This window comes from Rhizobium viscosum (assembly GCF_014873945.1).
Taxonomy (GTDB): domain Bacteria; phylum Pseudomonadota; class Alphaproteobacteria; order Rhizobiales; family Rhizobiaceae; genus Rhizobium; species Rhizobium viscosum.
This window is the reverse complement of sequence record NZ_JADBEC010000001.1, coordinates 729,495-742,992: the sequence shown is the minus strand read 5'-3', so window position 1 is coordinate 742,992 and position 13,498 is coordinate 729,495. Positions and strand designations below refer to the sequence as shown.

Genomic DNA, 13,498 nt, shown 5'->3' with positions numbered 1-13,498 from the left:
TCGGGTTCCTTTCAGAGAATGAAACTTTCGCAGCGCACGCGGGCATCGGCATCGGCAAGAAAGAGGGAGCTCGCCTCCTCGATGCGGGCAAGCTGGCCGCGGGCGAGCGAACAGGGATAGCCGTATTTCGCTTCAACCCGGTCGCTGGCGATGGTCAGCGCCTTGCGGCTGCGGTCGAGAAAATCGCGGATCGGATAGGTCTGGCCTTCCTCGAAGAAGTCCCGGATGACGAGGGAGGGAGAATAACAGGTCTCCTCGCGGCCATCGGGCCAGGCGATGACGAAGCGCATTTCAGGCATGGGCAGGCTCCTTCAATGTCTCGTAGGCTTGGAGATGGGCGGCAGCCGTGCGCTGCCAGCTGTGATGGGCGGCAAGATCAAGCCCGTGCGGGATAAGCCCGGCGCGCACCGGCGGCATAAGCGAGATCGCCATGGCTTCGGCAATCGAGGCGGAATTCTGCGGATCGCACCAGACGACATCCTCGGCGCCGAGATATTCGGTGAAAGGTGCGATGGAGGAGACGACGACGGGCACGCCACTCGCCATCGCTTCCAATACCACGAGGCCGAAGCCTTCCTTGACCGAGGCGAAGACCAGCGTATCTGCAAGCCGGTAAAGTGCCGGCATATCCTCGTCGGCAACGGTGCCGAGGATATGGACGGCGGCCGCATGCTCGCCGAGCGAGGCGAGCACCGCACGGAACTCGCGCTGATAGCCGTGATGATCGAGCAGCGAAGCACCACCGGCAATGACGAATTGCGCATCCGGGCGGATGGCGCGCACTTGGCCGAAGGCTTCCAGCATGGCGATCGTATTCTTGCGCGCCTCGATGCCGCCGACGGCAAGGAAGATCGGGCCGTCCGGCAGGGCGAGTTTGCCGCGCAGCGCGCTGGCGTCGATGGCGGGGGAGAAGCGCCCGGTATCGACGCCGTTGCCGACGACGGTGGAGCGGATGCCGCGCGTTTCCTCAAGCGTCTTGCGCCACATCGAACTGACGGTGAAGAACAGGTCGGCCCGCTCGATGGACCGATCCTGCAGCGCCATCAGCTTGGGATCTGCGAACTGGTCGATATGATGGACGGTGCGGACGAACGCGGGGATCAGCCCGCGCTCCTTCAAGGTTGCCAGCGCATTGCCGGAAATGCCGTCATGGGCGTGGTAGATATCGAATCCGCGGGCGGCGGGGTTTTCGAAGTGATTGATGTAATCGGCAATCCGTTGCTCGACCATGGCGGTCATCCCTCCCTTCTCCCCAGCGGGGGTCCGAAGGACGGGTTGAGACCCGTGGCTCAACCCCGGTTGGTGGCCCGAAGGGTCGGATGAGGGGGCCGCACCCGCAAATTCTGCATCTCGCTTGCCGCTCGTTGCGTCGCTCCGCTCCACCCCCTCATCTGTCCTGCGGACATCTCCCCGTTGGGGAGAAGGGGGAGCAACCTGCTTAACCGGTACCAACACCGCACCGCAGGCCGGCTCACGGAAAAATCCCGTCCCCTTGGCATCCGGCGCATGCAGCACGACGTCGTGGCCAAGAGCAGTCAAAGCCTCGGAAAGCTGCATGGCATGCACCACGCCGCCGCGCGGGTTGGTGGAATGGGAGAGCATGGCGATGCGCAACGGCCGGCTCATGCGGCATCCTCCTGCCGACTGAGCTGCAGCAGTGGCGTCTCGGCATAGTCGCGGATCACAATACGATCGGCGCCGTCCGTTATCGCCACTGCGTTGCCGGCTTTGACAGTGCCGATCACCGCCGCGCTGATCTTGCGGGAGGCAAAGTGCCGGATCACCGCATCGGCCTTTTCCGGTGCGGTGGAGATCAGGTAGCCGAAGCTTGGAAAGGTCGCGAGCCAGCGCTCGATCGCCACGCCATCCGGCAGCGGAATTGCGCGGACATCGATATCGATACCGACGCCGGAACATTCCGCCAGCATGATCGCCGTGCCGATAATGCCACCCTGGCTGATATCCTTGGCAGCGAGTGCGAGTCCGGCTTCTGCGATGTCGGGCAGGATCTCCAGATCGCCGCGCAGCCGCGCGGGCGGGGCATCGGTTGCCGCCTCCCAGTTGTTGAAAGGTTCGCGATAACGGCCGCGATGATCGATCGCCGCGATCAGCACATCCCCCGCTTGGGCATCGAAGCTGGTCAGCAGCTTCTTCGCCTTGCCGAGGATGGCGACCGAAAGCTGGCCGCGATCGGTGCGGATATTCGTATGGCCACCAACGATCGGCACGCCGAAGGCTCTGGCCGCCGCCCGCATCCCTTCGAGCACGGGTGCTGCCCCTGCCTCTCCATTCGCCCAGACGGCATCGACGACGGCGACCGGCCGGCCGCCCATCGCGGCGACATCGGAAATATTGACCATCACCCCGCACCAGCCGGCAAACCATGGGTCGGCTGCGACGAACTCGTTGATGAAGCCCTCGATGGCAAAGAGCAGGTATCCGTCGCCATCGGGCAAGGCGGCGCAATCGTCACCCACCGCCACCGGCTGGCCGGCCAGGCCGAGGCTTGCGGCAACTGAGCCGATATCCGCCTTGGCAGCAATGCCGGAGGAGGAGGAAAGCTTGGCGGCAAGCGCCTTGAAGTCGATCCGCTCGCCCATCACGCCGCCTTCCTGGCGAGCGCCACCAGCCCGGTTTCCGGCGTCGGGCAGGGCGGGTACCAGGCAAGGTCCGCCTTCATCCTGAGATGCGGCTTGCCGTAGACCTCGAATTCCTCGATCACGTCCCAGTGCAGCCGGCGGAAGAGCAGACCGTTCTGCACCTGCACATTGGCAAGGAACGTGTGGCAGCCCATCGCATTGGCGGAGGAGACGGCAAGCCGGATCAGCGTTGCGCCAAGCGCGCCGATCTTGCGGAAATCCTCGTGCACGGCGAGCCGCGACCCCCACCAGAGTCCCGGCTCCTCCTGATGGATGCGCACCGTGCCGACCAGCCGGTCGGCGGCAACCCCCATCATCGACAGCGCCACGATCGGGATCGCATGCTCGTCGATCACATCGCGGTCGTCGTTCTCGAAGATCTTCTGCTCCTCGCAGAAGACGGCGCGGCGCAGCGCATGTGCTTCCTGCCGCTCCCATTCCGAAGTGGAAAACTTCACCTGGAATTCGCTGGCGCGATAGGGCGAGAAGGGCTCCAGCATCATTTGGTCAGCATCCTTTCATAGGAGGAAAGGGCAGAGCAGGCGCCGCATTTGCCGCAGCCGGCCTTGATGTCGACGGCCTTCAAGCCGCTATCGACCAGCATTTTCGAGAGCGGGCCGAGGATCGAATGCATGAAATCAGGCTTCGGCGCCGGATGGCTTTCGAGCGGCGTTCCCGAAATCGGCACGAAGGGCACGACGAAGGGATAGACGCCGATCGCGACCAGCTTCTCGCAAATATCGAGGATCGCCTCGCGCGTGTCGCCAAGGCCGGCGAGGATATAGGTCGAGACCTGGCCGCGCCCGAAGACTTCGACTGCCGCCTTGAAGGAGGTCATGTATTTCGAAATCGGTACCTGCGCCTTGCCGGGCATGATGCGTTCGCGCAGCTCAGGCGTCACGACTTCCAGATGCATGCCGAGCGCATCGACGCCGGCTTCCTTCATGATCGAGAACCAGATGTCGTCTTCCGGCGGCTCGCACTGCGCCTGGATCGGCAGGTCGACGGCCGCCTTGATGGCACGGGCGCTGTCGGCAAGGATCGAAGCACCGCGATCCGGTCCCTTCGGCGTGCCCGTCGTCATCACCATATGCTTGACGCCATCGAGTTCGACAGCGGCCTTGGCGACTTCCGCCAGCTGCTCCGGCGTCTTGTGGGCAACGGTGCGGCCGGCCGCCAGCGACTGGCCGATGGCGCAGAACTGACAGGTCTTGGTGCGGCTTTGATAGCGGATGCAGGTCTGCAGCACCGTGGTCGCCAGCACATCCCGGCCATGCAGCACGGCAATCTGCGAGTAAGGAATGCCGTCGGCGGTGCTGCGCTCGTAGAAGCGCGGGCGCAGCGGGAAGGACACTTCGCCGAGCACGCGCCCGTCGCGGCTGATCCGGCTCTTGCCGGCCTCGTCGGGCTTCTCCACCAGATAGGGGCTCTCGAAGGCCGGCGCCGTGTGAACCGGCACCATCACGGTCATGCCATCGATGGTCAGCGCCTTGTGGTCGGATGGGCCGGCGCCGCCGCGGCGGCTCTCATGGCCGGCCTTGGGATCAACGAGCCTGGCTCCGAAGGACTGCAACTCGTTGATCAGCGTCTCGGTCGGCAGAAACGTCGTATTGTCCATCGCTCTTGGTCCCTGTGTTTGCTTCGAAGGAATGTGCGGAGCCGACCATCGGCTGGGTGGCGCGGCCGTCCATGACGAGATGCAGCAGCTCGGGGCGGGCATAGTGGCCGACCGAATCCATCATCCGCTTGCGCTTGGTGATCAGGCTCATGTCGAGATCGGCGATCAGGATGCCTTCGCCCTCAGTGATCGGCGGCGCCAGGTGCTTGCCCTCGGGCGAGATGATCGCAGTCATGCAGCCGCCGCGCAGCGCCTTCTGCAATCCTTGGTCGGGTGTGATGGAATTGATCTGCTCCTCGGTCAGCCATCCCGTGGCGTTGACGACGAAGCAGCCGCTTTCGAGCGCATGATGGCGGATCGTCACTTCCATCTGCTCGGCGAAGATTGGCCCGACCATCGAACCCGGAAACTGGGCGATGTGGATTTCCTCGTGCTGGGCCATCAGCGCATAGCGGGCGAGGGGATTGTAATGCTCCCAGCAGGCAAGGGCGCCGAGCCGCCCGATGCTGCTGTCGACCACCGTCAGCCCCGAGGCATCGCCCTGGCCCCAGATCATCCGCTCATGATAGGTCGGCGTGATCTTGCGGCGCTTGAGGATAAGCCTGCCGTCGGCATCGAAGAGGAGCTGGGTATTGTAGAGCGAGCCATGATCGCGCTCGTTGACGCCGAGCGCCACGACGACGCCATGTTCGCGGGCCGCCGCCGCAACGGCATCGGTTGCCGCACTCGGAACGGTGACAGCCTCTTCATAGAGGCGCAGATGCTCGCGGCCCGATAGAACCGGCGGCAGCACGAAGGAGAAATAGGGGTACCAGGGAACGAAGGTCTCCGGAAAGACGATGATCTCGGCACCCTTGGCAGCCGCCTCGGCAATTGTCTCCAGCACGCGCGCCAGCGTCTTTTCGCGCGAGGTCAGATCCGGCGCGATCTGCGCGGCTGCCGCCCGGACGGTCATTTTCTTTTCCATGGCGAAATCCTTCCTTGGTTTCCGCTTCTCCCCAGTGGGGGTCCGAAGGACGGGTTGAGACCAGTGGCTCAACCCCGGTCGATGTCCGTCGGGACAGATGAGGGGTGAGCGACGAAGGAGCGAACGTCTGAGCCACCGGCGAAGACGACATGTGCCGCGCGGCCCCTCATCCGGCCCTTCGGGCCACCTTCTCCCCGTCGGGGAGAAGGGTTCAGTCCCCAGGTCAGAGCGTCCAGGTATCGAGGATGAAGGCGCCGTCGCGGCGGTGGATGAGAATCATGTCCAGCACGTCGAGCGGACTGATCGGGCGGATGCCGGGGATCAGCGACTGCTCGCCATGGCCATAGAGCGCCTGCAGCGCGAAGCGGCAGGCATAGACCTTGCCGCCTTCTTCCATGAAACCCTTGATCTGATTGTTGAAGTTCAAATGGCCGGGGAAGGCTTCCGCGCCGAGCTTGGGAAAGCCGCGCTGCACCCCGAGCGTCACGCCGGGACCATAGAGCAGAACGGAGGTTTCGAAGCCCTTGCGCTTCAGGCGCTTGGCCTGCAGCAGGTTCACGAGGCCGATCGATCCTTCGAAGGCGACGGTGTGGAAGGTGATGAGGGCTTTCTCACCCTCCTTGGCCTGGACGTCTTCAAAGACCTTCTCTTCGTAATCGACGAGGAAGTCTCCATCTGCGTGGGCCGGTGCGGTAACTGCGGGCATGAATGGCTCCTGTGTTTGAAGTCAGGCCCCTCTCACGGGGTACAGCCATTGAATTGCAAGCACCATGCCAATTTGACTTTGCACAAATAGCAGTCAATTCGCGCCAAAAAGCATTCAATTATGCATTCAATTTTGAGGAGGATTGAATCTGACGCCAATTAGGCGGGCATTTATGTGCAAAAAATGAATGCAAGTAAGATCGAAATGAATGCAGTCAAGATACAATCAATATATCGATGCAGTGCGTAATCCCGATTATATCATGCTCGCATGCTGCATTCGGTCGTCCGGCGCGAGGAGGAGCGACGCCGTTTTTGCGTGACAGGCGAAATATGCAACAATATACGGTCAATGTCGACGAGAATCCCCGTCAGCGTCGATCACGAATTGCGGAAGATGAAATGAAAGACTGGCATCCCGATCTCACCCGCTCCTCGAGCCCCCGTTACATGGCAATTGCCGATCTGATCGAAATGGATCTGAGAAGCGGCGTGCTGGCGGTTGGAGACCGGCTGCCGCCGCAGCGCGAGCTCGCAAAGCGCCTCAGCATCGATTTCACCACGGTGGCGCGCGGTTATGTCGAGGCGCAGAAGCGCGGCCTGGTGGATTCGCATGTCGGCCGCGGCACCTTCGTCACCGGCGGGCAGGACCGCGAGCGCCGTGGCTTCGCCTCCGATGCAGCGCCCGATCCGCGCCGCGCCTCCGTCGTCGATTTCTCGATGAACCTGCCGCCGGAGCCGGATGATCAGGAGCTGATCGCCCGCATGCGCGAGGGCATGTCGGCGGTCGCGACCAATCTCATTCCGCTGCTGCGCTACCAGGGTTTTGGCGGTTCGGGCATGGACAAGGAGGCGGCTGCCGCCTGGCTCAGCCGTCGCGGTCTTGTGCCCTCGCAGGAGCGCATCTTCGTCACGCCCGGTGCCCACCCTGCGCTGTTGGCGATCTTCGGCCTGCTGGCAAAGCCCGGCGAGACCGTGCTGTCGGAAAACATCACCTATCCCGGCATGCGCTCGATCGCTGCCCAGCTGCGGCTCAATCTTTCCGGTCTGCCGATGGATGAAGAGGGCATCTTGCCCGATGCCTTTGCAGAAGCCTGCGAGCGCTTGAAGCCGAAGGCGCTTTATCTCAATCCAACCTTGCAGAACCCCCTGACGCTGACGATTCCGGAAAAGCGCCGCGAGGAAATTGCCGCTGTCGCTCGCAAATATCACGTGCCCGTTGTCGAGGACGACGCCTATGGCTTCATCCCGCTGCACGGCCCGCCGCCGCTGGCCGCAATCGCGCCTGATCTGACCTGGCATATCGGCGGCCTCGCCAAATGCATCGGCGCCGGCCTGCGGCTGGCCTATGTGGTCGCCCCGGACACCAAGGCGATCTGGCCCTTCGTCAGCGCCATGCGCGCCAACAATGTCATGGCCTCGCCGATATCAGTGGCGCTTGCGACCCGCTGGATCGAGGATGGCACGGCAGATACGATCCTGCGCTTCATTCGTGCGGAGGCGGGTGCCCGCCAACAGATGGTGGCGCATATCCTTCCCGAGGGCAGCTACAAGGCCGATCCGATCAGCTTCAACATCTGGCTGCCGCTCACCAACGGCTGGACCCGCTCCACCTTCGGCAGCCACATGCGCTCCTCGGGCATCGGCGTGGTGGCAAGCGACGCATTCACCGTGGAAGGTGCCGCCCCCGAAGCCGTGCGCGTCTGCCTCGGCGGGCCGATCGGCCGCGACAGGCTGAAAGTCGCGCTGGACTTCATGGCTCATGCGCTTGAAGGGCCGCCGGAAATGTCGGCTTCGTTCTTCTGAGTTGCGGCCTTTCTGAGTGCTGCCTCTTGCCGACTCATTCGAGCCGGCTGGCGGTGTCCCACAACATGCGCTCCCTCTTTTGCCGCGAGAGAGCCGAGCCGCTCGCGTCTCACCCTTTCATCTAGAAAACCCAGCCCAAAAAGCCTCTGCGTCATTCTGACGAATAGACTGGCAATCCGCTTTCAATGTAATTATATTGTATGCATACATTATGGGGCATTGAATGGATTTGTCGATGCCTCGCAACGCTGAAAGCGAGATCGCCATGGATACCGAATATCCTCCTCTCCCTCCGATGCAGACCGGCATCAGGGGCCGCTGCCCGCGCTGCGGACAGGGACATATGTTCAAGGGCTTCCTCACGCTGAAGAAGGAATGCGAAGTCTGCGGGCTCGACTATTCCTTCGCCGATCCGGCCGACGGCCCGGCCTTCTTCGTGATCTGCTTTGCCTGCGTGCCGAGCGTGCTGCTTGGTGTGTGGCTGGAAGTTGCCTTCTCCGCACCGCTCTGGGTGCAGTTGCTGGTCACCGGCCCCTTCATGTTCGCCACCTGTATTCCGCCATTGAGACCGCTGAAGGGATGGCTGGTCGCAAGCCAATATTTCTATAAGGCCGAAGAGGGCAAGCTCGCCTGATCTCGGAGAGCCGAGGATCGCGTACCTGTCAGGCGCACTGACGCCACCCTGTAAAAGGCCGTTCGGAACGTCGAGCGGCCTTTTTGCCGTCCGGGCGTCGTCGGATTTTCCCGAAGCCAAAATGCCGCAGGAACCCGATATTCAAGTCTGTTGCGTTTAATGTACTGATCAGTACAATATATAACGAAAGGTACATATCAATCAAGGAGACCCAATATGCCTGCACCGCTTCCTCCCTTCACCCATGAAACCGCAACCCAGAAGGTTCGCCTTGCCGAAGACGGCTGGAACAGCCGTGATCCGCAGCGCGTCTCACTCGTCTACACGCCCGACAGCCAGTGGCGGAACCGCGCCGAATTCGTGACCGGCCGTGCCGAGATCGTCGCGTTCCTGACACGCAAGTGGGCAAAGGAGCTGGACTATCGGCTGATCAAGGAACTCTGGGCTTTCACCGGTAGCCGCATCGCTGTGCGCTTTGCCTATGAATGGCATGATGACAGCGGCAACTGGTTCCGTTCCTATGGCAATGAGAACTGGGAATTCGATGCGGAGGGCTTGATGCAGCGCCGTTTCGCCTGCATCAACGATTTGCCGATCAAGGAATCGGATCGCAAGTTCCACTGGCCGCTCGGCCGGCGGCCCGATGAGCATCCGGGCCTTTCCGACCTCGGTCTTTGAGGCCTTAAGGTGACGTGTGAAGACCGTTTATGAACGTGCCGATGTTGTGCCGCTGCTCGCAGAGATCTTCCGCGAGTTCGGCTACGAGGGCACGACATTGAGCCGCATTACCGAGCGCACCGGCATCGGCAAGGGCAGCCTCTATCACTTCTTCCCAGGGGGCAAGGAGGAGATGGCGGCTGCCGTCCTTGCCGATGTCGACGGCTGGTTCGAACGCGCTATCTACGAGCCGTTACGACGTGACGATGCCAGCGCGGCGATCGATGCGATGTGGGCGAATGTGATGGATTACTTCCGCTCCGGCAGCCGCGTCTGCCTCGTCGGCGCCTTTGCGCTGGACGAGACGCGCCAGCGCTTTTCGCCTGTCATCCGGGATTATTTCGTCCGCTGGATCGAGGCGTTGCGCCAGGCGCTGGTTCGCGCCGGCTACGGCGGGGATGTCGCCCTTGCCGCGGCCGAGGAGGCCGTTTCCGGCATTCAGGGCGCGCTGGTGCTCTCGCGGGCGCTGGATGACAAGGATATGTTCCGCAGAACCCTGGACCGGCTAGCCGGCAGGCTGGCTGCGACGAAATATGGAGAATAGGCGGTGGCCGCTGCCTTGGCAGCAGCAAAAATGCCGGAAAAGCAGGGCGCAGCGGGTGAGGGGTTCAGGGCGGCCTCACCCGTCAGGATTGTGTTTAAGCGTCGTTCTGGGAGGGCAGGCGCGCCGGGCGCGGATTCTCGCGTTGCGTGCGTATCTGGCGCCACTCGTTTTCCATCTGGTCGACGACGTGCTGGGGGATCTTGGTCGGAGTTTCTGCGGTGGTCTGCATCATATGCCTCTCTTCCTCAGCAAGGATGTGCTTATGGATCGATGCATCGCACATCAAAAAACGGGTGTAAATCTACCTCGGTCACACTTGAAACGATTAAAAAAATTTCAATCGATTAAGCGGACGTTAATCACAGCAGGCCTCGGAGAAGCGTATAATGACAGTCTCACTCGATCGGCAATTCTTCTTCGGCACCGTACAGCACGCGCTGTTCAACGGCAGTCTAGCCCCTGCCCAGATCGAAGGCATGAATGCGATCCTCGACTACTGGGACGCGAATTTGGCTACCGCTGATCGGCGCTGGCTGGCCTATATATTGGCCACCGCCTTTCATGAGACTGCTTACACGATGCAGCCTGTGCGCGAGACGCTGGCGACGAGTGATTCGCGCGCCGTCGAAATCCTCGAGACCGCTTTCGCGTCGGGCCGGCTCTCCTGGGTGAAGTCGCCTTACTGGCGGCCGGATGAGGACGGTAAATGCTGGCTCGGCCGCGGGCTGGTGCAGCTCACCCACAAGAGAAACTACGAGGCGATGAGCGAAGTGACCGGCATCGATCTTGTCGCTCATCCCGACCGCGCCATGGAAATGACGCCGGCTGTGACGATCCTGATCGAAGGCATGCTATGCGGCAGCTTTACCAGCCATCGGCTTTGCGATCACCTCAATGAAGAGAAGGAAGACTGGGTCAACGCGCGCCGCATCGTCAACGGCACCGACAGGGCGGAAAAGCTTGCCGAGTATGGACGGGCCTTCCTCACGGCGATCCGCCCAGAGCACTGCAGTTCGTCGGGTTGCTGATTTCCATCTCCCGGCCAGCACACTATCGCGACGATGCAGCTGACATTGCTCTGCCATCAGTTTTCAGCGATAAAATGAATGCCGAGGTATTGTCGTGAAAGCTCTGAAGCAAAGTCGTGGGCCACTGTTTGTTCCGCTTCAGCTGCCTTGCGGTTTGACCCTTGGTAGTCGAATTGCAAAATCAGCGATGTCGGATTCACTAGGCGACGGAACCGGGCATCCAACCGCTGCGCAGATGAGGCTCTATCAACGTTGGGCCGAAGGTGGATTGGCCGTATCCATAATCGGAGAGGTCCAGCTTACCTCAGGCTACGCCGAGAACCCCGGCAACCTGGTGCTCAACGAAGCATCGGACCTCGAACGGTTCAAAAAACTTGCTCTGCACGGCAGCGAAAACGGCACCGGGCTTTGGCTGCAACTCGGCCATGCCGGAGCCCTTGCCTATGCACCGACAAGCATCCCGAAGGGTCCCAGTGCTTTCGACTTGCAAGGTCTGCGTTGTGCGGAAATCACATCAGAGGAACTGCGCCAACTGCCCTCGCAATTTGCAACGACAGCCCGGTTGGCGCAGCAGGCCGGGTTTGGCGGCGTGCAGATTCATGCGGCACATGGATTTCTGCTTAGCCAGTTTCTTTCGCCACTGTTCAACAGGCGCCGTGATGATTACGGAGGGGAGATCGCCAATCGTATGCGGATTCTGCTGGAAGCTGTCGAAGCAACCCGCCTCGCTGTCGGACCGACTTTCCCGATCGCCGTAAAGCTGAATTCCACAGACGAACTCGTAGGAGGGTTCGACGAGGATGACGCGCTCCAAGTGGTGGCAGCGCTGGACCGAACTTCGATCGACCTGATCGACATCAGCGGCGGGACTTACTTTCCCGGCGCAAAATCAGCCTCCGATAGGGCGGGCCGCGGCCCCTACTTCCTCGAATTCGCGAAACGCGCACGCGCCGTCACAGCCAAGCCTCTTATGTTGACGGGCGGTTTCAAGACACGCGGACAGGCTGAAGACGCCGTGGCATGCGGTGCGGTTGACATCGTGGGTCTTGCGCGCGCACTCGCCCTTGAGCCTTCTCTTCCCAATCTTTGGAAAGAAGACCAGAAATCGGAGCCGTCCTTTCCCAGGTTTCCGAATGCGCCGGAGGGTGGGGTGACCGCATGGTACACGATGCGGCTCGCCGAGATCGGTGTTGACAACGACCCGACGGGCTCCGGCGACCTGGAACAGGCCGTCCGCGATTATGCGGAACGGGACAAGCATCGAACAAAAGTCTGGTTGGCTCATTTTGCCAAGGAGGCAGTCGGAAGCGTCTGAAGCCGACGACGTCAGCCTTATTTCCAACCTCCGCCTGAGCGGTCGATCAGCCGGCATGTCAATGATAACAAGACCAATGGCCTCTCGCGCAGAATTCAAGGCGCGGACATACCTGCTAAAATCTGGCGGATATAGCGTATCGGTTCCCGACTAGTCGCGTTCCATCGTTGCGAGAATAGCCGTCGCCATCCGTTTCGCCTGGCGGCCGGGCTCCGCTGAGCGAACCACTTGAGCCACGGCCGTCGCTCCCTCATGGAGAATATTGATTTCGTCCGCCACGCGCCTTGGATCATGGAACCGTGCAGCATGAGCAAGTTCTTCGAAGTAGGCGAGCGCCAGACGCTTGTGCATGCTGGCGGCACGAAACACGGGATCGACGATATCCTTGTGTTCTCCCGCAGCAGCCATAAAGCTGCAGCCTCTGAAGTCCTTGTCCTTGAACCAGAGTTGTAGAAAATCGAACGTCAGCAAAATCCGCTCTACCGGATCACTTGCACGCTTTTCCACAAACTCGCGCATTTGACGGCGATCCTCCTCGTCGCGCCGCTCCAGCGCGGCGACGATCAGGTCCTCCTTAGTTTCGAAGTGCCGATACAACGTCGTTTTCGCGATGCCGCTTTCCGCGATAATCAAATCAACGCCTGTTGCCTGGTACCCTTTCTCGTTGAACAGACGGAGGGCCGTTTCGAGAAGATGGTCCCTGATCTCTGATCGCCGCATTTTCACTCCTAAAGAAAACTGATCTGTAGCGACAGTTAGGTGTTCCAGCAACCATTAGCAATGCGCACCGAAAAATTCCTTTAAACGCATCTTCCTGGAGGTTGAACTCACATTTCCTCTGCAGTGACGATCGCGCTTTCGTGATTTGGAAACGATACAGGTCTGTATTATTCCATTAACAGCGATACAGGTCGGTATCGTTTCTCTTGAGGGCGGGAAGCCTTTGAAGATCAATTCAATGGGAGAAGGAAATGACCCAAGCTATCAATCATATCGGCAAGCAGCCGAAGTCCAGGAGCGCCTTCGGCATTTTGCATCTGGCGGATACCTATGGCCACGTGGCGACAACCGCCGGCCTCTACGTTTCGATCACTGTAATTTATGCCTGGTTTGGCGGCATGAAATTTACAGCCTACGAGGCGCAAGGGCTGGTCGATCTGGTCAGTAACAGCCCTCTTGTAAGCTGGATGTATGCGATCTTCAGTGTTCGAGGCTTTTCGAGCTTTCTCGGCGTCCTGGAACTGAGTATCGGCGCACTGATCGCAGCAAGGTTTATTAGCCCGGTCTACTCGTTGCTGGGAGGCGTCCTGTCTTCCGGACTATTCGTCACCACCATCAGCTTCATGGTTACGACCCCTGGCGTGATTGTTCCCGAGCTCGGGTTCCCTGCCATTTCGGTCGCTCCTGGTCAATTCTTACTCAAGGATGTTGGGCTTCTGGCCCTATCGCTTTGGATTGCAATGGACTCCTTTCTCGCGATCCGGTCCGCCAGAGCTTAAATCCGAAAGCTCGGCAGTTAGCCTTT

16 protein-coding genes are annotated in these 13,498 nt (G+C 60.9%); 7 read left to right on the top strand and 9 right to left on the bottom strand.

The window, feature by feature from the left end:
• Positions 1-11: 11 nt before the first annotated feature.
• The 7 genes from H4W29_RS03765 to H4W29_RS03730 form a co-directional block, all read right to left on the bottom strand.
• Positions 12-299 carry an MSMEG_0570 family nitrogen starvation response protein gene (locus H4W29_RS03765; protein WP_192727727.1) on the bottom strand — a complete coding sequence of 96 codons (288 nt, stop codon included), beginning with the start codon at positions 297-299 and terminating at the stop codon, positions 12-14.
• Positions 292-1,626 carry an MSMEG_0565 family glycosyltransferase gene (locus H4W29_RS03760; protein ID WP_246517107.1) on the bottom strand — a complete coding sequence of 445 codons (1,335 nt, stop codon included), beginning with the start codon at positions 1,624-1,626 and terminating at the stop codon, positions 292-294. The genes H4W29_RS03765 and H4W29_RS03760 overlap by 8 nt, the downstream gene beginning before the upstream one ends.
• A complete protein-coding gene (locus H4W29_RS03750; RefSeq protein WP_192727726.1) occupies positions 1,623-2,600 on the bottom strand; it encodes a sll0787 family AIR synthase-like protein in 978 nt (325 codons plus the stop codon). The genes H4W29_RS03760 and H4W29_RS03750 overlap by 4 nt, the downstream gene beginning before the upstream one ends.
• Positions 2,600-3,142 (bottom strand): MSMEG_0567/Sll0786 family nitrogen starvation N-acetyltransferase, encoded by a 543-nt coding sequence (locus H4W29_RS03745; protein ID WP_183735741.1) that lies wholly within the window; start codon positions 3,140-3,142, stop codon positions 2,600-2,602. Before H4W29_RS03745 ends, H4W29_RS03750 begins: the two co-directional genes overlap by 1 nt.
• Positions 3,139-4,257, bottom strand: coding sequence for an MSMEG_0568 family radical SAM protein (locus H4W29_RS03740; RefSeq protein ID WP_192727725.1), 1,119 nt, complete (start codon positions 4,255-4,257; stop codon positions 3,139-3,141). Before H4W29_RS03740 ends, H4W29_RS03745 begins: the two co-directional genes overlap by 4 nt.
• Positions 4,184-5,224: a Nit6803 family nitrilase gene (locus H4W29_RS03735; protein ID WP_192727724.1), complete on the bottom strand. Its 1,041-nt coding sequence runs from the start codon at positions 5,222-5,224 to the stop codon at positions 4,184-4,186. The genes H4W29_RS03740 and H4W29_RS03735 overlap by 74 nt, the downstream gene beginning before the upstream one ends.
• Before the next feature lie 223 nt (positions 5,225-5,447).
• Complete coding sequence (locus H4W29_RS03730) at positions 5,448-5,930, bottom strand: MSMEG_0572/Sll0783 family nitrogen starvation response protein (RefSeq protein ID WP_192727723.1); 483 nt, start codon at positions 5,928-5,930, stop codon at positions 5,448-5,450.
• A gap of 401 nt (positions 5,931-6,331) precedes the next feature.
• Here H4W29_RS03730 and H4W29_RS03725 point away from each other — a divergent pair, with 401 nt between their 5' ends.
• The 4 genes from H4W29_RS03725 to H4W29_RS03710 all read left to right on the top strand — a co-directional run bounded on the left by H4W29_RS03725 (position 6,332) and on the right by H4W29_RS03710 (position 9,630).
• On the top strand, positions 6,332-7,735 hold the full coding sequence (locus H4W29_RS03725) for an aminotransferase-like domain-containing protein (RefSeq protein ID WP_192727722.1): 1,404 nt from the start codon (positions 6,332-6,334) through the stop codon (positions 7,733-7,735).
• Between the two features lie 265 nt (positions 7,736-8,000).
• A complete protein-coding gene (locus H4W29_RS03720; protein WP_037105104.1) occupies positions 8,001-8,369 on the top strand; it encodes a DUF983 domain-containing protein in 369 nt (122 codons plus the stop codon).
• A gap of 216 nt (positions 8,370-8,585) precedes the next feature.
• Positions 8,586-9,047 carry a nuclear transport factor 2 family protein gene (locus H4W29_RS03715; RefSeq protein WP_192727721.1) on the top strand — a complete coding sequence of 154 codons (462 nt, stop codon included), beginning with the start codon at positions 8,586-8,588 and terminating at the stop codon, positions 9,045-9,047.
• Between the two features lie 16 nt (positions 9,048-9,063).
• Positions 9,064-9,630 carry a TetR/AcrR family transcriptional regulator gene (locus tag H4W29_RS03710; RefSeq protein WP_192727720.1) on the top strand — a complete coding sequence of 189 codons (567 nt, stop codon included), beginning with the start codon at positions 9,064-9,066 and terminating at the stop codon, positions 9,628-9,630.
• A gap of 94 nt (positions 9,631-9,724) precedes the next feature.
• On the opposite strand, the gene H4W29_RS03705 is transcribed toward H4W29_RS03710, so the two are convergent.
• Positions 9,725-9,862, bottom strand: coding sequence for a hypothetical protein (locus tag H4W29_RS03705; RefSeq protein WP_192730816.1), 138 nt, complete (start codon positions 9,860-9,862; stop codon positions 9,725-9,727).
• A 154-nt stretch (positions 9,863-10,016) separates the two neighbouring features.
• On the opposite strand from H4W29_RS03705, the gene H4W29_RS03700 reads away from it, so the two are divergent.
• Complete coding sequence (locus tag H4W29_RS03700; protein ID WP_192727719.1) at positions 10,017-10,658, top strand: hypothetical protein; 642 nt, start codon at positions 10,017-10,019, stop codon at positions 10,656-10,658.
• A 94-nt stretch (positions 10,659-10,752) separates the two neighbouring features.
• Positions 10,753-11,973: an NADH:flavin oxidoreductase/NADH oxidase family protein gene (locus tag H4W29_RS03695; protein ID WP_192727718.1), complete on the top strand. Its 1,221-nt coding sequence runs from the start codon at positions 10,753-10,755 to the stop codon at positions 11,971-11,973.
• 150 nt (positions 11,974-12,123) lie between these two features.
• Here the strand turns inward: H4W29_RS03695 and H4W29_RS03690 are convergent, their stop codons facing one another.
• Positions 12,124-12,693, bottom strand: coding sequence for a TetR/AcrR family transcriptional regulator (locus H4W29_RS03690; protein ID WP_192727717.1), 570 nt, complete (start codon positions 12,691-12,693; stop codon positions 12,124-12,126).
• A gap of 251 nt (positions 12,694-12,944) precedes the next feature.
• Between H4W29_RS03690 and H4W29_RS03685 the strand changes: the two genes are divergently transcribed.
• The gene (locus tag H4W29_RS03685) at positions 12,945-13,472 is read left to right on the top strand and encodes a YkgB family protein (RefSeq protein ID WP_192727716.1); all 528 of its coding nucleotides are present in this window, start codon (positions 12,945-12,947) and stop codon (positions 13,470-13,472) included.
• Positions 13,473-13,498 lie beyond the last annotated feature (26 nt).